19 protein-coding genes are annotated in these 18,880 nt (G+C 38.8%); 15 read left to right on the top strand and 4 right to left on the bottom strand.

Annotated features, from left to right (window positions below):
- Positions 1 to 18 precede the first annotated feature (18 nt).
- From ACSAJE_RS11390 to ACSAJE_RS11435, 10 genes are all read left to right on the top strand, one after another.
- Positions 19 to 1,527 carry an RNA-binding domain-containing protein gene (locus ACSAJE_RS11390; RefSeq protein WP_458009133.1) on the top strand — a complete coding sequence of 503 codons (1,509 nt, stop codon included), beginning with the start codon at positions 19 to 21 and terminating at the stop codon, positions 1,525 to 1,527.
- Positions 1,528 to 1,618: 91 nt separating this feature from the next.
- Entirely contained in the window at positions 1,619 to 1,900 is a 282-nt protein-coding gene (locus ACSAJE_RS11395) for a hypothetical protein (protein ID WP_458009134.1), read from the top strand.
- A 217-nt stretch (positions 1,901 to 2,117) separates the two neighbouring features.
- Positions 2,118 to 2,315, top strand: coding sequence for a hypothetical protein (locus tag ACSAJE_RS11400; protein WP_458009135.1), 198 nt, complete (start codon positions 2,118 to 2,120; stop codon positions 2,313 to 2,315).
- Between the two features lie 34 nt (positions 2,316 to 2,349).
- Positions 2,350 to 3,165: a toll/interleukin-1 receptor domain-containing protein gene (locus ACSAJE_RS11405; RefSeq protein WP_458009136.1), complete on the top strand. Its 816-nt coding sequence runs from the start codon at positions 2,350 to 2,352 to the stop codon at positions 3,163 to 3,165.
- Between the two features lie 471 nt (positions 3,166 to 3,636).
- The gene (locus ACSAJE_RS11410) at positions 3,637 to 4,488 is read left to right on the top strand and encodes an HAD family hydrolase (protein WP_458009137.1); all 852 of its coding nucleotides are present in this window, start codon (positions 3,637 to 3,639) and stop codon (positions 4,486 to 4,488) included.
- Positions 4,489 to 4,970: 482 nt separating this feature from the next.
- Positions 4,971 to 5,252, top strand: a complete 282-nt coding sequence (locus tag ACSAJE_RS11415; protein WP_458009138.1) for a hypothetical protein — start codon at positions 4,971 to 4,973, stop codon at positions 5,250 to 5,252.
- 19 nt (positions 5,253 to 5,271) lie between these two features.
- A complete protein-coding gene (locus ACSAJE_RS11420; protein WP_458009139.1) occupies positions 5,272 to 5,688 on the top strand; it encodes a (deoxy)nucleoside triphosphate pyrophosphohydrolase in 417 nt (138 codons plus the stop codon).
- A 77-nt stretch (positions 5,689 to 5,765) separates the two neighbouring features.
- The gene (locus tag ACSAJE_RS11425) at positions 5,766 to 6,707 is read left to right on the top strand and encodes a hypothetical protein (RefSeq protein ID WP_458009140.1); all 942 of its coding nucleotides are present in this window, start codon (positions 5,766 to 5,768) and stop codon (positions 6,705 to 6,707) included.
- 89 nt (positions 6,708 to 6,796) lie between these two features.
- Entirely contained in the window at positions 6,797 to 7,876 is a 1,080-nt protein-coding gene (locus ACSAJE_RS11430) for a protein kinase domain-containing protein (protein WP_458009141.1), read from the top strand.
- Between the two features lie 7 nt (positions 7,877 to 7,883).
- Complete coding sequence (locus ACSAJE_RS11435) at positions 7,884 to 8,357, top strand: hypothetical protein (RefSeq protein ID WP_458009142.1); 474 nt, start codon at positions 7,884 to 7,886, stop codon at positions 8,355 to 8,357.
- 179 nt (positions 8,358 to 8,536) lie between these two features.
- On the opposite strand, the gene ACSAJE_RS11440 is transcribed toward ACSAJE_RS11435, so the two are convergent.
- Both ACSAJE_RS11440 and ACSAJE_RS11445 read right to left on the bottom strand, forming a co-directional pair.
- Positions 8,537 to 9,202, bottom strand: coding sequence for a DUF4230 domain-containing protein (locus ACSAJE_RS11440; protein ID WP_458009143.1), 666 nt, complete (start codon positions 9,200 to 9,202; stop codon positions 8,537 to 8,539).
- Positions 9,203 to 9,273: 71 nt separating this feature from the next.
- Entirely contained in the window at positions 9,274 to 9,588 is a 315-nt protein-coding gene (locus ACSAJE_RS11445; protein ID WP_022024634.1) for a helix-turn-helix transcriptional regulator, read from the bottom strand.
- 305 nt (positions 9,589 to 9,893) lie between these two features.
- Here ACSAJE_RS11445 and ACSAJE_RS11450 point away from each other — a divergent pair, with 305 nt between their 5' ends.
- The 5 genes from ACSAJE_RS11450 (at position 9,894) to ACSAJE_RS11470 (ending at position 14,732) form a co-directional block, all read left to right on the top strand.
- Entirely contained in the window at positions 9,894 to 10,163 is a 270-nt protein-coding gene (locus tag ACSAJE_RS11450; RefSeq protein ID WP_022025204.1) for an FYDLN acid domain-containing protein, read from the top strand.
- 33 nt (positions 10,164 to 10,196) lie between these two features.
- Positions 10,197 to 10,535, top strand: a complete 339-nt coding sequence (locus tag ACSAJE_RS11455) for a hypothetical protein (protein WP_022025203.1) — start codon at positions 10,197 to 10,199, stop codon at positions 10,533 to 10,535.
- A 636-nt stretch (positions 10,536 to 11,171) separates the two neighbouring features.
- Positions 11,172 to 11,633 carry a YaiI/YqxD family protein gene (locus tag ACSAJE_RS11460; protein ID WP_458009144.1) on the top strand — a complete coding sequence of 154 codons (462 nt, stop codon included), beginning with the start codon at positions 11,172 to 11,174 and terminating at the stop codon, positions 11,631 to 11,633.
- Between the two features lie 573 nt (positions 11,634 to 12,206).
- Positions 12,207 to 13,985 (top strand): diguanylate cyclase domain-containing protein, encoded by a 1,779-nt coding sequence (locus tag ACSAJE_RS11465; RefSeq protein WP_458009145.1) that lies wholly within the window; start codon positions 12,207 to 12,209, stop codon positions 13,983 to 13,985.
- Positions 13,986 to 14,321: 336 nt separating this feature from the next.
- On the top strand, positions 14,322 to 14,732 hold the full coding sequence (locus ACSAJE_RS11470; RefSeq protein WP_458009146.1) for a hypothetical protein: 411 nt from the start codon (positions 14,322 to 14,324) through the stop codon (positions 14,730 to 14,732).
- A gap of 10 nt (positions 14,733 to 14,742) precedes the next feature.
- Here ACSAJE_RS11470 and ACSAJE_RS11475 read toward each other — a convergent pair whose 3' ends face one another.
- Positions 14,743 to 17,442, bottom strand: coding sequence for a leucine-rich repeat protein (locus ACSAJE_RS11475; protein ID WP_458009147.1), 2,700 nt, complete (start codon positions 17,440 to 17,442; stop codon positions 14,743 to 14,745).
- Positions 17,443 to 17,444: 2 nt separating this feature from the next.
- A complete protein-coding gene (locus tag ACSAJE_RS11480) occupies positions 17,445 to 18,803 on the bottom strand; it encodes an MATE family efflux transporter (protein ID WP_458009148.1) in 1,359 nt (452 codons plus the stop codon).
- Positions 18,804 to 18,880: the final 77 nt, after the last annotated feature.

Below are 18,880 nucleotides of genomic sequence, written 5' to 3' on the forward strand. Positions count from 1 at the left end.
TTGGAAAGCGAGGACACTATGGAACTTGAAATAAGCGTAGAGGATTTATTAAACAAAAGAAAAATTGAATCAGACCGCATAGAGTTTAAAGCGGGATGGAACCCGGATGACATCTATCATAGTGTTTGTGCATTTGCAAATGATTACAACAATGATGGTGGTGGATATATTGCTGTCGGTGTTGAAGAAAAAAATGGAGTGGCAGTCCGTCCAGTGAAGGGAATTCCAGAGTACATGTTGGACGAAATTCAAAAAGAAATGCTTAGTTACAATAATATGATTGCTCCGCCATATTTCCCTAAGGCGATTCCGTTGGAAGTTGACGGAAAATGGATCCTTGTTATTGTGGCGAGAACTGGACAGCAGCGTCCTTACAAATCACCAGATCACGTTACCGGTAAAAAGGACAAGAAATACAATTATTATATTCGTTATCTAACCAGTTCTGTCAGGGCAAATTCAGAGCAGGAAAGGGAATTGATCAATATGGCAGATCAGACTCCTTATGATTGCAGAGCAAATCATAAGGCTGTTTTTGATGACATTTCACCTGTTCTTTTGGAAGATCATTTGAGAAAAACAGGTAGTAGACTGGCAAAACAGGTTAAGGAACGAGGCGTAGAGGAGATATTAGAAGATATGCAGTTACTGGTAGGACCGCCGGAACTCCGTTATATTCAAAATGTGGCAATCATGATGTTCTGTGAGCATCTGGACCGGTTTTTCCCATACACTTATGTTCAGATGACGTCATTTCCGCAGGGAAGTGTAGAAAATCCAAGTGTTAGTGAGGATTTTCCTAATATCACAGGCTCCGTACCACAGATGATTCAGGCAACAATGGAACGATTTAGAAATCTTTTTATACGAGAAAAAGTAATCAAGGTTCCAAATCAGATGGAGGCTTTGAGGATTAAGAATTATCCGTATCAGGCAATTGAGGAGGCTGTTGTTAATGCTTTTTACCATAGAGATTATATGTCTTGTGAGCCGGTAACAATAGAGATAGAGCCGGATTGCATTAATATTATGAATTTCCCGGGAATTGATCGGTCTATATCTGAAAAGACTATAGTGGAAGGTAAGCGATTTGTTTCAAGATACTATCGTAATAGAAGATTGGGGGAATTTTTGAAGGAATTGGACTTGTCAGAAGGTCATTCCTCTGGTATTCCGACAATACAAGAAGAATTGGAAAAGAACGGTTCTCCACGAGCGGAATTCTTTACAGATGAAGATAGACGAGCTATGAGGATTAGGATACCGATTCATCCGGCGTTTTTGGAAGAAAATAATGGGGTAGTAGAAAATGATGAAAAGGCGACGAAAAAAATGACTAAAAAGATGAAACAATATTCTTTGATTTTAAATTTTATGGCAGATGGAGAATGGCATAAAACATCGGAGATTACTGAAATTCTTGGACTTAAAGACACGAGAACAAAGGAGTTATTAAAGGAATTGGTTTTGTTGGATAAGCTTGTGGATAACGGAAAAACAAAAGGGAAGCAGTATAGATTAAAATAATTCGTCGCTGAAAAGCGACGAAAAAAGCGACGAATTAAAAAAAGATAGATATATATAAGCAACAAGATTTACGGTAAAGGAGAAGATTCTTATGGAGTGTAGAAGTACAGAAAGAAGACAATGGATTGTTAATAAATATGATGTGGTGCCGGTAGCACATATTCAATTACTAGCAAATCAAACCAAGCATAGTGATGCAGGTGCCATGATTGAAAATGATTATTATATTTTTTATGCGACCGATAAGGCAAGTGGAAAAAGAGAAATTATCCAATGTGGCATAGGTGCAGCAAGAGATTATGGTGAAGGAAATATCCCCGTCCAAGGAGAATGGAGAGATGTATATAAGGGTGAATTTGCAGGTAAGGGTTAGATAAGCAATAGAACCGAAAATATTTAACGAAGTGATTATTTGTTTTTTTATTAAAGAAAGGGGAATATTATTATAAAAAGACAGAGGAGCAATAATATGGAAAAAATAACACTTGTTGCAATGTTAACAGATTATGATGATACTTATGAAATAACCTATTGGCAATGTTGATGCATTGGAGTAACACATTAATGAAATTGATGCAAAGATACAACAAATGCCGGCGTATAAAGCAATTGAAAATCTTCTTAGCGATTCAAAAGGAATGACGTTAAAGGATATTATAGAAGTTAACCCTGAAATAATTGAGTATCTTGCAGTAGATAAGCTGATAGAGATATATAACTTGAAAAGAGAAAATCCAGTAATCGTCGGAATTGTACTGGTAGCGGTAGATATGTTACTAAATTTATAAAATGCGATGATTGGTAAAGAGAAAGGAATATTTTATGGATACAAAGATATATATTTTTTCATTAGATTATGGAAAACGTAGTGAAGAAAAGATGTTTATAAAAGATATACTAAGAAATTTTGATGAAGATACAGTAGTGGGATGTGGGATTTTTGTTAATAATAATCCCTATGCATTGGAATTATTATTCTACGTTTCTATCGAAAAAGATGTTGCAAGATTTGAAGAATTTTTAATGCAAAAATATAGTAATAAAAAACGTATATTTAATTATTTTATGGATGATATTGTCAGTTCATTTATGCAGAGAGGATATAATTCAATGACTTTTCTAGATGAAAATATGGTAGACTTGGTAATGACGGACGAACAGAATTCACTATTTCTTTATCCGAGCAGACAGATTGTTCAAGAAATGTGGGGTGGTGTTAGTATGCAAAAGGATACAAGAGTATTTTTATCTCATTCAAGTAAAGACAAGAAGGTTGTAGACGAAATTTTTAATCAATTTCAGATAAATGAAATTGATGCATGGTATGACAAGTATCAAATAGAGCCAGGAGATAGTGTTACTGAGAAGATAAATCAAGGACTAGAGAAAAGTGATATTGGTATAATATGTATATCAAATAATTTTTTAAATTCCGCAAGTGGATGGACGAAAAATGAATTGAATTATTTTATACAGAGAAGAATGCGTAATCCAGATAAGCCTTTTATTGTGGTAAATTTTGATGTTCCTCATAATGAATTACCACCTTTAGTGCAAGATTATAAGTATATAGATTTTTCTGAATCTGATGCAATGGAAATATTAGTAAATTCTATAAAAAAGCGTTTAAATAAATAACAAAGTTGTAAACTGGTATAGAGAAAAAATTATATAAAATTTCGAGAGGTAGCAAAGGCGTTGATGGAGGCATTTAAGACAACGTATACTAGAAGAATTGCGCTATTGGACGAATTGCAGAAAGTTGAGAAGAAATTGTGAGAAGTGTTAGCAAAATGTAAGCAAAAAATCGAAAAATTTAAAAAATCGTTGGAATAGATGGGTAAAAAATACCATATACCCGAACTATAGAAGCGATAAAACACAAGATATAGATGTCACAATTGAGTTTGAATAGCAGCCACAAGTCTGGGAAGCCTTATAAACACGGCGTTCCCAGATTTTTTCTTTTTCTCTGCTACTAATTTGCTGCTAAACACATTTTATTGTGCTGTCGTCAGGATAATCACCAACTTGTTAAAATATGGTCCTAAAATGTAATTTTAAATCTTCAAAAAATATAAGTGGAATATTGAAATTGTGCATGGTACAATGAGAAAGAAAAAATTTGAAGTTGACGGAGGAAAATGCATGAGTGATTTGTATGTTTCAGATTTAGATGGGACATTATTGAGAAGTAACGAAGTAACCTCTAAATACACAAATCAAGTAATCAATTCATTGGTTGAAGAAGGGATGATTTTTTCCTATGCTACAGCTCGTTCTTTAGTTACAGCTAAAAAAGTGACCGAAGGAATAAATGCAAAAATTCCGTTGATTGTGTACAATGGAGCCTTTGTGATTGATAATATTACAGAAAAAATATTAATTGCTAATTATTTTGATGATTCGATACATTCCGTGCTAGAAGATTTATTTAGCAATAACGTGTATCCTATTGTTTACGCATACATTAATGGGGTGGAAAAATTCTCGTTTGTGCGAAAAATGTGTACAGAGGGTATGAATAGGTTCCTCGAAAGCCGTAAAGGCGATGTTCGAACAAATGAGGTAAATTCATTGTCTGAGTTGAAAGAGGGTAATATTTTTTATATTACCTGTATTGATACACCGAAAAAACTTATGCCTTTGTATGATAAATATAAGGAGAAATATCATTGTGTATATCAGACGGATATTTATACAAATGAACAGTGGTTAGAAATTATGCCGTTAGACGCATCAAAATCAAATGCTATAAGGCAATTACAAAGCATGTTGAATTGTGAAAAGCTAATTGTGTTTGGTGATGGAAAAAATGATATAGACATGTTTCAAATGGCTGATAAAAGTTATGCTGTTGCAAATGCACACAATGATTTAAAACAATATGCCACAGAGGTGATTTTGTCGAATGACGAAGATGGTGTTGCTAGATGGCTTGAAGCAAACTATAAGCAATAGAGGGCAACACAGAGGCTGGATTTGTGACATTTAAGGAATGGATCCTGGCCCTCAAAGAAAAACATGAGAAGGATAAGGTGGTTCCAGGCATGGAACCAACCGGTGAGATGGTATAATAAAGTTGTAACACCAACACTGGAATAAATGATATAATCAAAATGAAAGTGAAGGTGATTAAAATGGCAAACACGAACAAACGTTATGAGCCTGAATTTAAAAAGAAGATGGTCCGGCTGGTATTGGAAGAAGCAGAAAAAGAAGTTCGTTTCCTAAAATAAAGCCATAGCCACCGCTGGTGGCATTGCATTCTTCGCAAAGGAAATTTGGCGGTACATTGCCGGAGGGTATGCCAACACCCCAGAAGAGCATTCAGCAGATAGAAAAAGAGCAGATGCAGAGGCTTCGGGAGAAGGCGAAAAAGGAAAAATAATGTTGGATGAATAAATGGAAACAAAGGAATTAGTTGGAAAAGGAGTACTGCTGTGACAAAGAAATTATTAGAGATGCAAAAGGGTTTCCAAACCGCATTTATTGATGCCTCTTATGATTCTAATTTAGCATATAAACCAGAGTTTATATACAATGATAACAAAAATGGCCAGAAAGTTTTTTCGACAATAGAAGATGAATTGCTGCATTGTGATCGCTTTGCGATTAGTGTTGCGTTTATAACGAGAGGCGGTGTTACACCACTTTTACAGACACTTCAAGAACTGGAGCATAGTGTAAGAGAAGATATTTATCAATATTTTGTATGTACGTAAATACAGAAACGAGGTTGCTATGAAAACAATTCGGGTTGTAGCTGCTGTAATACAGGCAGAAAATGCCGAAGGAAAACCTATGATCTTTGCTACCCAAAGAGGATACGGGGAGATGAAAGATGGTTGGGAGTTTCCTGGAGGCAAAATCGAAAAGGGAGAAACACCGGAAGAAGCGTTGAAAAGAGAAATTATAGAGGAGCTCGAAACTGAAATTGAAGTTTTAGAATACATCGATACAATAGAATATGACTATCCTACTTTTCATCTTTCTATGGAGTGTTTCTTTGCAAAAATTATAAAAGGAGATCTTGTGCTGAAGGAGCATGAGGCTGCGAGATGGATGACAGAAGAGGAACTGTATTCTGTGGAGTGGTTGCCGGCGGATATTTCATTAATTGAAAAGATTAAACGAACATTATCTGTATCATGCAATTAGATGTTTACGATTTCCTACTATATATCGAATTATATTAATTGCGTGATATAATCTTACACCCTATGAAAGGACATACTATGAAGAAAAAAATAATTATTACGATAACACTGGTCTGCATGATACTATGCTCGTTTTTTGTTGTGGGAAATATAGCATCGAATCCCCAGAATCATCAAAAGGCGATCAAATATCTGGACCAGAAGAAAGCAAATGTTTTGAAATTAACCGCGTTGTCGACGGCGTCGTCGACAGCGATCACTATGATACCGGGAGATACGGCAACGCCTATCGCGACGAAACTGGCGGATCTTACTTCATGGTTTTTGCTGATCTTATGCACGATTTTTTTGGAAAAATATTTGCTAACGATAACAGGCTATGCAGCATTTAAAATCCTGATACCGATAGCACTATTGCTTGTGATAATAAGAATTTATTGGCCAAAAGATATTTTGGTTAAATTGGCACTTAAATTAGGACTGTTTGGATTGTTCTTGTTTGCAACTGTGCCGGCAAGTGTATTTGTATCCGATTTGATCGAAAAAACGTATCAGGTTACATTGGATGCCACAATGAAAGATGCTGAGCAGACAAATGAAACGATCAAACAAGAAACGCAAACAGATGATTCCAAGAAAGCTGCAGATGATCAGAATAACAAAGATGGACAAACACAGGCGAACAGTGAGCAGAAGAATCAATCTATTTGGAATTCGATCGTAAATGGTGGAAAAGAAGTGCTTGATGACACGAAACAATCGGCGCAGGATATTGTTTCGGATATCACGTCGTTTGGTTCTAAGAAAATTGAGGAATTGACGAACAAAGCGGAAAAAACGCTAAATAATTTTATTGAAGCGACCGCTGTAATGGTCATCACATCCTGCATTTTCCCATTGTTGGTTGTGCTGTTTTTCTTTTGGCTGATGAAAGTGTTCTTAGGGATAAATATTGATGTCAGCAAATTTACGAAGCCGGGAAAAAAGGGTACTAAGATGGCGGTCGTGGAAGAAAAATAGTAAATTAGCAACAAGATGGAAAATTCCTTACTGGCTGTAAGGGATATTAACCATAAATATATTGTAGTAGCTAGGGATAAGTGATTAGTATGAATAAATTGCTGAGTTTTCTTTTTCGCCGCAGTCAATGTGAATATGCTGTCGAGTTTTGCCCGCGTTGTGATGCGAATCTGACATTGCAGAGGGGATACCGAAACGACCTTCCCTATTGGGAGTGCAAGGGCTGTGGCGAGATGTTGATCAATCCAAATATTGATACAGAGACCAATATTGTATGGCTTTGTGATGAGTGTGGTGCAATGCTAAATGTGCAGACAGGATTTCAGGAAGATTGCGGAGAATGGGAGTGCACAAAGTGTGGCTTTGCTAACGCACTAGAAGAGCGGACCATATATTTATCACAAGATGAATATCGGATGTCTCTGCAGAATCCATATAAGGGGATGAAGGACGAGGGTGTATTATCACTGCTTTGCTATGAAGAAATAGAATCTGTTGGTGGGAATCAAGATGTTATTTTGATATGTGATCGAACGGGTAAGACGTACATAAAAAAACAGCTCACGATATTTGATGCAAAGGTATATGAGAGTTTACGGGAACATCCAATAGCACATATGCCACAAATCTATGGGATATATCAGGGATCAAGATATCTGGTTGTTGTCGAAGAGTATATTGAAGGAATGACTCTTGCTGATTGTCTGCAACAGGAAAGAATGTCAGTATATACGGCAGTGCGGATTGCGAGGGATTTACTTAGGATATTAATAGACCTGCATACACGGGATGTACCCATTATTCACAGAGATATTAAACCATCTAACGTAATGCTTGGTAATAATAACGAGGTGTTTTTGTTAGATGTCAATGTAGCCAAAAAATATGCACCTGATCAACTTGAAGATACAAAATTATTGGGGACATTATATTATGCAGCTCCGGAGCAGGTTGGCTTTGGACATGGAGCGTCGACGCCTAAAACAGATATATATGCGCTCGGCGTATTATTAAATGTTTTAATTACCGGTAAATTACCCAAAGAAGAAAAAGCGAAAGGGGAGGTTTGGGTGATCGTTGATCGATGCATCAAGCTGGATCCGGAAGAACGATATAGCGATGAAGAGTTATTGAGTGTGCTTAATACATATTTGGAAAAAGGAGTGTGAAACTGTTATGCAGGAAAAGTCGACGGACGAACTGGATGCTCAGCTAAGAAATACCACGCCAGATTGCATGGATAAATATTATAAAGAAAATCGATATTATATTGCAGAAACTTCGAAGGCGTTTACATATTATATGAAAGATGTTATTGATAAGAAAAATCTCGCATTTTGTCATTCCAAATTATATTATAAGGATATTTATTCCTTCGCAGGAGTGTCAGAGTCGTATGGAGAAAAAATACTCAATATGGAGAAGCATACGAAAAATCGAGATTTGATTATTCGATTTTGTGTGGCGGGACGATTTCAATTGAATGAAATAAATACTGCACTTAAATTGTATGGGATGAAACCGTTATATGCCAAGGATAAACGGGATGCATGCATTATTGTGGCAATTAATAATCGCAAATATGACATGGGTGATATTGATGATATGCTTGTAAAAAATGGGCTGCTTAAATTGTCTGCGGATGGTTGATTTAATAGCTGGCAATTGGTGCATTCAGTTTTAAGTAACGGAATACACCATACTCTGTAAGTACGATAACATCAGAGTGTCCTGTCAGGCAGTAACAAAGAGACCAAGGTAGAAAAGAATAACAGCAATAATAATAATCACAAATACAATTCCAATATTTTTTTTGATAATATCAAACATCAGTTCGCCTCCCTTACTTCAATATTACAATTTTTATATTCCTTAAAAGAATGTACAAAATTAGTGATTACTTTTTTGGCATTAGCATATGCAAGATCATATATACCATTATCAATAGCATTTTGTTTGGCATTTTCTTGCATTTTTTTCTCTTGTGCATTTATTTTGTCCAAAGTAAGAGGTGTAAAACAATTTTTGTCTTCTTCATATACTTTTAATGAAGAACGGTCGACTTCGGCCTTTAATATTTCCGCTTTAGGTAGTTCTATAATTATTTTTTCACCTACATACTTCGGAGCTTTAATTTTTCTAAAATCATAGCCGGCATCTACAGTGACATTATATGTATAGATGTATTTATTTTGTGTGAATGGTATCTGTATATTGGTGCCCCAAAATTTACGGGAATCATTGATTTCATTAATCATGGTTTCGTGGGCAGATTGCGTTGCTAATTTTCCAATGTTTTCGAAGGAAAGCTTGACAGGATCGGAACTGTCGCGAAGACTGTATTTACTTCCAACATAGAACCCGACGATTAGCAAGAAAATGCCTAGGATTGAAATGGAGGATATCAATATTATTTTTTTGTGCATACTTTTTTTCGAAATGTTCTCCTTTTTTTCTGCTAGTATCTCTTTTTGCTGTAATTGTGTTTCTTGCATTTCATGCCTCCTTGTATTGTGTTACATATATATTGTTGCTGTATAATATCATTAGAATGACAATGGAATAATCACTCTTCTCGCTCGTTTGGACGAATTACTTTATATCCATATGATTCGAGAATTTCAATAATATCCGGGGTGATATTTACCGTAAGATCAATATCTTTATATTTCATGCTTCGTATAATTTGATGCATGTCATTGACAGTTACTCCCAGTATATTAGCAAGTTTATACAGATTGTCACGATCTGGAATCCCCCCGTCTGTTTCCCATTTGGCAATTGCTGACTTGGAGACATTAGTTTTCTTTGCCAATTCTTCTTGCGTCATCAACATCCTTTTTCGACGAATTGAAATGAATTGACCTAAGCTCATTCCCATTTTTATTTCACTCCTTTGCACTGTATTTATGATATAAAACCTTGTGGTATATTTCAAATTACTTTTTGATTACTCTACGTAATCTTTTTATAATTATCAACCCATTTTGCAAGAAACATCCACACCAAAATAGTGGCGATCTGCATATGAACATATATAATTCACAAATACATGAATCAAACACAAGATATGTATATTTGCATTTTACACTACTTCGGTTTATCATTAACAGTAACAATCAACCTATAAGTGAGGTGATCATTGGGAAGATTGCAATGATAAGATTATAGACAGGAGTGACAGAAATGTTTTATGTACCGGATGGAACACACCGTTGTGGATTATATACTTGTGAAAAATGTGGTAGCCGATTTTTGGATATTAAGGTAGGTCCAAGTCTTGTATGCCCGTATTGTGGGGAAGAGCCGGATATGGAAATTGGACCGGATGAGGAAATGCCAGTGATTTCAGAAGATGCCAAGCTAGTCAAAATGCTGGAGGGCGAGGAAGAGATTGAAAAGTATGATCAGTTATTGAGCCTTGCGTTGACAGGTGGAGATTATAACTGGATATAAGCAGTTATAGTGTTTGAAGATGGAGAAGATGAAATGACAACAATGTTGGATGCTTGGTTTGAGGAGTGTGTGCGCTTTTTGGGACAGAATGATGCATGGCGTGATGATGCAGCATTGATCGGACAGGAGAAAGGTCGTTCTTTGTCAGCATTATGTTCGTTGCGGTTTCACTATACGATGTGGAAACGTCGAACCGGAAATGCAACAGAGTTTGCTACGCGTTATGATGAAATGATGCAGATGGTGGAAATGCTGCAAGGTGATAAAGACTATCCGTATTGGAAGTGTTTTATGAAGTTTTTTATTTGGCTGAGTGCAAGTCAGTGGCAGCAGTTGTGGGATGATGTTGATGCTGTATTGATACAATTATAGGTTACTCAAACTTCCCCTACCGGAAGTTATTGCACAACCACATATTACTTATTATGTCAATGACTATATAGCATTTTGCACCCACCAAAAAGCGATTTCTGCCATCTGAGAACTATAGTAATTGCCTTGCCGCATTTTCGTTTTTCGTGATTTCTAGATTTTGTTATCTCTGATGATTGATTTACATGCCTTTCGGAAACTCGAAGTCCCGGAAGCGAGGTAATCATCATTTTTGAAAGGGACTTTTGCGCTCGTCGTTACTTATGTCTCGTATTTCAGAGACATTAAGTAACGTGACGTAGCGCATCGTAGCGAAAGCGTCCCGTCCAAAAATGGATGATACCTTGCTAAACCGGGACATCTCAGACACTCCGTCAGGCATGTATTCATCAGAGATGTAACAAAATAAGAAATCACGCAAAAACTCTGCGTTCTGCGGCAATTATCTTAGTTCTCGGATGGCAGAACAATTTAGTTTGTTGGCTGCAAAATAGTTTATTTATTGCTGACATAATAAGTAATATGTGGTTGTGGAGGATTTGAAGTAGGGGAAGTTTGAGTAAGTTATAGATCTCAAACATCGCACAGACTGTGTTAGAGTAGTATTTATTAATGTGATCGAGGTGAAAATAAGATATGAAAATATATATTGATGCGGACGCATGTCCGGTTGTCTCTATTGCGGAAAAAGTTGCAGCTAAGTTTCAAATCCCGGTGACTCTTTTGTGCGACACGAATCATATTTTGCAGTCAGACTATAGTGATGTGATCGTGGTTGATGCGGGAGCAGATGCTGTCGATTATAAATTGATCAGTCTGTGCACGAAAGATGATGTGGTAATTACGCAGGATTATGGGGTCGCAGCGATGGCACTGGGGAAAGGAGCGGCGGCGATTCATCAGTCTGGAAAATGGTATACGAACAATAATATCGATCAGATGTTAATGACCAGACATCTCAACAAGAAGGCGCGACGTGCCTCTCATAAAAATCATGTGAAAGGACCAAAAAAACGTACAGCGGAAGATGATAAGATGTTTGAAGAGTCTTTTGAAAAATTATTGGCTCAAATTTCCCATACCGGAAGTATTGACTGAACCACCGATTGCTTATTATGTCTCGTATTTCAGAGACATTAAGTAACGTGACGAGCGCATCGTAGTGACTGAGATATCAATTTTATATCTGAAAATAATAGCACAAATATTCAACATTAGCCATTTGTTATCTACAAGCATATTATAATTATCATTTAAAGCATTATTTTCAAGACTGATACGTTAATGTCGCAAAAAGTTATCCTGATTTGCAAATTCTTGTAAGCATGAGTAATCAATTTGATATTTCTCTTGATACATTATTAAAGGAGAATTCGAAGATGGTACAATCTATGGATAAAGAAAGAGCAATGGGTATAAAAAATCAAAGAGTGACAAAAAAAGTATTTCAGTATATTGAACAACTGAAAAATATTGATACGAACTAAGTAGATTTGCAGTATATGATAAAAGTAGATGCTTCATTTAATAATGGGTGAGGCTTCTTTTCGTTTTGCTTATGAGTTTGAAGTGTTGGAAATTCATGTAAATTTATAGACATTTTCTTATCTTAAAGCTATAATATTAAAATTATGTGGAACAGATAGACATTGATTTTAGGAGGTGATACAAATGAAAAAGCTAAAAAAGAGATTCATTGTTCCGGTAGTGGTATTTATATTGGGCATGTGTGCGTTAATCGGTACGATATATGTAGTCGGCGAGAGTCAGGAACAGCAGAACAGGACAAATGCAAAGCTCAATGCGATGACATATACGGAGCGTATATATGGCGAGCTTATGGAGGGAATAGGAGTTACCGATACCTTAAAGCAGGTTGTCATAAGTGGTGATGGAAATATAAATAAGTTTTATGATATTGCAGAAAATATGATGGACGATTCGATTCAGAGTATACAGATAGCACCGAATGGAGTTGTGAATGAAATATATCCAGAGGATCTGAATGAACCCGGCAAGATAGATCTGATAAATGATAGTGACAGGGGAGAGATTTCGCGCTATGCGAGGGATAATGACACTGTAATTATGCAGGGACCATTTGAGCTGAAGCAGGGCGGATATGGTATAGCAGTGCGCAATCCGGTTTATTTGGAGGATGAAAATGGTAAAAAGAGCTTTTGGGGCTTCACAATTGTTATACTGAAGGTTCCGGAAATTTTTTCTGATTCTGTAGAGGCTCTTTCCAATTTTGGATATAAGTACAGTCTGCAGAAGTGTGCTTCGCCGTGGGATGATACGTATGAGTGGGTTTACGGTTCAAAGGAAGCGTTGAACGATCCGGTGATATATGACTTTGACGTGTATGGAGGCAAGTGGAGGCTTGAGATTTTACCCAAGAGTGGGTTTTATAATAATAACTACCTGATATACATGTTTATTGGAGGTGTAATTATAGTCCTGCTTTTGACTGGGCTTACAGCAGCGTTGATTTCAATCAATGAGAACAGGAAGAATTTCAAGAGACTTGCTGTGACTGACACACTGACCGGTATCTACAACAGGCTCGGCTTTAATAGGCAGGTTGAGCAATATATGAGGCAGAACCCGCAAAAGCACTGTGTTGTGGCGATGCTTGATATTGATGATTTTAAGCTTGTTAATGATGTGTATGGACATGCGGCGGGTGATGGTGTACTGCAGAAGCTTGCAGAGAGCATGAAGCAATATTTTTCAAAGGATGTTATACTCGGCAGAAACGGAGGCGATGAGTTTAGCATTTTCATGCCGGATTGCACGGCAGTGGAGGTTAAGCCTTTTCTTAAGAAGTTTACAGAAGAAACCAGGAATTTTTATTGTAAAGGTGAAGCGCATACATTTACCATTTCACTGGGCTTTGCGGAGTATCCTGTTTTGGCTGATGAATGTTCAAAGCTTATGCGTTGTGCGGACATGGCACTTTATGCGGTGAAAATGCGTGGGAAGAACGGCTGCATGGCATATCGTGAGGGTGAGCAAGTAAAGAGCCGCGCAAAGCTTGGTTTTGCAGTGAAGGATATTATTAATAATTTGCCTGGAGCTTTCATTGTTTACAGAGCAGATAAAGAAAATGATGAGATTCTGCTTGCAAACAGTGAGCTGCTTCGGCTTACAGGCTGTAAAAATATGGACGAGCTGCTTGCATATACAGGTAAGAGCTTCTGCAATCTGATACGGCCGGATGAACAGGAAAGTTGTCAAAAAAGCATATGGTCGCAGATTAACGGAGGACACTCAAATGATTATATTTTCTTTCATATGCGAAAAGCAGACGGTAAATATATTTCAGTGCTCGACCATGGCAGGATAGTGGATTCAGTGCACAATGGCAGAGTATTTTATGTGATGATTATGGACTTAAAGTCACTGCAGAGGCACTATGGAGACTGCCTGGAGCTGGTGGAGAAGTAGAAAAAAGCAGATTGCTATTGCCGTAAATACGCAAAAAAACAGTTCGTAAAATTATACTTTTACGAACTGTTTGTATTTCTATTACATCTGGATCGTATTTCAGTCCCATGTCTCGTATTTCAGAGACATTAAGTAACGTGACGTAGCACATCGTAGCGAAAGTGTCCCGTCCAAAAACGGAAGAGAGAACGGTAAAGAGTTTATATACAAATTAGATACATTGTTGTTTTATGATGTCACTGCAAAGAAAGTATGGCGTTTCAGACTCTTTTGAAATCACAATATGTGGATGCAGGGAGTGTGGTGAAACCGGAACAGGAATACAAGGAGGACATTATGAAGAAACAAGTATTTATCATTACTATTATGGTAGTGGCAGCACTTGCAACGGCATGTGGTCAAAGAGCAAGCGGACGAAAAAATACAATGAGTACATCGAAGCAGAAAACTGTTGCAAGCCCAACGAAGAGAGAGCAGGAAGCGACTGCAAGCCCAACGAAGAAAGAGCAGGAGAGGGCTTCTGCAGTCGCTAAGGAATCTCTTGATGAAGAAGATATTCACGCAGCACTCAAGGTGGCTAAAGAATATTATAAACACACCACACAAAAGGTGAAGAGCTTGGAATACAATGGTGGATCAGGTGACCAAATACAGTTCCAAGGCAAGGATACGAAGAGCGGAAAGTATCGTATCATTTATTTGAAGAAAAAGAATGGCAAATGGGTTGTTAAAAATGAGGGATATTGAAGCAGCCTGTTTATTTTTTGACCCATTTTTTGTACAGCCTTTTCTTGCTGGATGGCAGCTTAAATTTCGCTTTCTTTGCAATGCCATGAAATGCTTTTTTACCGATAGACTTTTTCGTTAGAGACGTCGTCTTAATGGTTATGGTGCGCAGATTGCTGCATTTGGCAAAAGCAGAGGCTCCGATTTTCTTTGTCTTTTTCAAAATGGTTACTTTCTTAAGTGCTTTGCAACCGGAGAATGCTTTACTTCCGATGGATAGCACATTACTTCCGGTCGAAACACGCTTGAGTGCTTTGCAGCCATAAAATGCTTTATTGCCAATGGCAGTAACCATACAGCTATATTTGCCGTAAGCTATTTTAGCTGGAATGGATAATGTAACAGATCCCTTTTTCTTGTTTTTTAGATATTTCTTGTCATATCCGAGACAGGTTACAGTGCAAGTCTTTGTGCGCACATTGCGGTTTGCAATGCGGTAACGCAGTCCTTTGACGGTAAATACAGTGCCGACTTTTGGAGCGGCGGTATTGTTTTTGTTGACAGATTGTCCATTCCCGGGATTATTGTTATTTTGGTTAGGAAGGTCAAAGTCCGGATCATCGGAGTCGTTATTGTCTGTCAGTTTTGGTATTTCCGTAATACGTGAACGTTCATTACAGCGTTTACAATGCAGTGACATTTCTCCGGTAGATGTTTTGGTTGCTGGGATGTCAATGGTGAAGTCAGATGCCCAATCGTGTCCGAGTGCATTTACAACCTGCTGCGTCGTGAATACCAAGCCGCATTCAGAGCAGTGAGATCCTTCGGTAAGTCCCGGAGTGGTACAGGTTGCCGGAACTGCTTCATCGATTACAGTCACATGTGTATGTGGTTTGGCGGCAGAGGATTGAATTGTATACGGAATCGCTGTCTGTCCACAAAACAGACCGGCTCCTGTTACCGTGACAGTTGCTGTACCGACGGCGATGTTGTTTTCATAACGAATCGTGTAGTCCTTATTTTCGGTCAGGGTAGTACCATGCATGGTCACAGTGACTTTTGGTTTCTGTGGATTGCCGGTATAGATGTACGACTTTTCGGACAGAGTGATTTCGGCCTGTGCAATGTCAACACTGCCGTTTTCGCCGATACGAAGAGTATAGGTTTTCTTTAGGGCAGGGTTATAGGTTGGATACACAGTGATTTGTGTAATGCCTGCAGCTAATACATTAAGCGGATTTAAGTAGGTCTTATCGGATATGATACCAGGCGTGGAAACGACAGACGGATCCGTGGATTCAATACGGAGCTCCTGATAATTGCTATCGCCGTTGATATTTTGTGCCCATGCATAAATGGTGGAGCCGATTGGGTTGCTGGCCGGCATGGAAGAATAATAGTAACTTGTGGTGGAGGTACTATTGCGCCAATAAATATCGAATGAGGTTGGCGGAGCGATGTAGATCGTATTCTGACAGTCGGAGCAGATACCCGTGCTCTTGCCATTGGCATCGATTTCTCCATATACATAGTTATGTGGTTTTTTGGGGATGATTTCCTCAAAATCTTTATTACAGGTGTCACAGTGATATGTACGTGACCCATTTTTTGTACAGGTTGCCGGTGTATAACCGGTCTCTTTACGCGTATGCGCACAAGAGATATGTATTGTTTTGGTCGCAAATATTGTGTTATCTGCTTTTGCTGTAATGGTGACATCTCCATTGGTAAGACCTGTAACGTTTCCGTTGTTATCTACCGTAGCGATCGTACGGTCGGAAGAGGAATAGGTTAGAGGCTGAACGGACCAGATCTCGCGGGTGGACACTTTGCCATTGCTGCGAGTGCGTTCCAAACGTACTTTTGCGGTTAAGCTGGAAGTCTGCTCCGTGTTTATCGTATCTGCGCCGTCTAAGAAATTCTCTTTGATATATTTGTTGGAGATCTCAACTTTTTGTATAACATCGGTCTGCACATCCTGCATGGTTTCGTTCAGACCGGTTCTCGTAGAAAATTCACCGGCAACGGTATTCGGATAAGGTGCTGCTTCGGAATAGAAATCGCCCAATCCGACATAGTTGTATTTTGGATTGATCATACTTGTATAATGACCGGTTTCATTGGACAGATTTTGATCGACCCAGTCTTTTTGTTCAGATTTCCACAGAATGACACCTTCGGTCATGCTTTTTCCCCAACAGTAAGCGAGATCTTCACAATTGGAAGATACACCATGAAAGGATAGGGAAAAAGTATCTTTATCGCTGGGACGATCATGTCCGGATGCCATGAAATTAAACGAAATGCCAGCCTCTGCCGCACGAATGCGAGCGATGCTTTCTAGGTCTCTCGACCATCTTAACGGTTTATAATCATCGGATGTCAGCATACGGCTGGGATCGCGCGGATCCGGTATGTTGCCGGCTTCACAGGCTTCTTTACGAATTTCATTTAACTTGTCTAGAGCTTCCTGTGCCTGACTATAATACGAACCATAGATACCAAGCATTGTACATCCGTTGGATGCGCTCGCCACATCTGTTTCTAATATTGGCGGTGTTGCCTTGGAATCAGGCGTAGCGGTTGGTTCAGTTGCGGTTGCTTTGTGAGTAGTGACATCCTTAGGCGTTACAGCAAAAGCAGCTGCCGCTGATCCACTGGTGGTAGGAAGCACCATAGAGATGCTTAGAAGTGCCACTATTGCAGTCGTTTTCCAATTGTTTTTTCTCATAATCATTTATATTCCTTTCTTTTTTTTTCAATTGAGCGCACAACAAGCAGACAAGTCGGTACGATGTAGAGCGTAGCAGTGATCCAAGCACTTTGATCGGCAAAGCAGATTGCATCGAAGTGAAAAATAGGAACCAATGCCAGACTGACGAAACAGCGTGCCGCCATTTCGACGGCGCCCGAGAGGATAGCTCTGCCGGAATAGCCAAGACCCTGTGTGGTCATTCGGCAGGTGTTTAAGATGCCGAGTGACCAATAGAAGAATCCGAGGCAGCGCAAATATTTGGCAGAAGCATCAAGCACTGCAGTAGCGGATGGCTTCACGAACAGCAGTGTCAATGTACGGCCAAAGAAGATAAGTACAATGCCTGCTACAAGGCCATATGCCATGCCGACGAAGACGCCCTGCAAGATTCCTTTCTTAATACGATCCGTCTTCCCGGCACCAAGATTTTGTCCGCAAAAGGTGGATACACCGGTTGCGATTGCATCAAATGGACACATGGCAAACTGCTTAATACGCATAGCTGCGGTGAATCCGGTAATATAGACGTCACCCAGTCCGTTGTTGGCGGACTGCATGACCATACTGCCTATCGCTGTAATGGAATATTGCAGTCCCATAGGGATCGCCATGATAAGCAGATGCGATACCATCTGTGGGCGAAAAGCGCGATCCTCTGCAGTTGGATGCAGTATCGGTACCTTCTTTAGTATAAACACGAGACAAAGCAGCCCGCTGATCCCCTGAGCGGTGATCGTTGCAATTGCAGCACCGGCACAGCCCCAGTGAAAGACAACGATGCAGACCAGATCCAAGATAATATTTAATATGGTGGAAAACACCAAAAACAAAAAAGGTGTTTTGCTGTCGCCAACGGCACGAAGTATGCTCGAAAGCAGATTGTACAGCAAAGTACAAGGGATGCCCAGGAAAATAATTAACAAGTAAATATAGGCATCTTTATAGATGTTGGCTGGTGTGGTTAAAATATGTAAAATAGCAGGGCAAAGCAGGGCGCAGATCGTTGTCAGCAGGACGGCGGCAGCAATCGTGATAAAAATGCTGTGCCAGATATAGGCGCGCATGGATCTGTAATCCTTGCCGCCAAAGCGTTGAGCGATAGGAACTCCAAATCCACAACAGATGCCGATGCAAAATCCAAGTACCAAAAATTGGACACTAGAGGAGGCACCGACTGCAGCTAGCGCTTTCGGTCCAAGGAATCGTCCGACGATCGCCGCATCAGCAACATTATACATTTGCTGAAAAAAGTTGCCGATCAACAAAGGAAATGCAAACTGCAGGATCAAAAGCAGTGGCTTACCTGTTGTCATATCTTTCGTGACATCTTTACTCATCTAATTTCGACCTCCGTATGTAACGCTGAACTCCGATTTGTTTGCCTCATATAATGTACAGGGAGTAATTAACAATT

The organism is Jutongia sp. SJQ-6, from assembly GCF_054161275.1.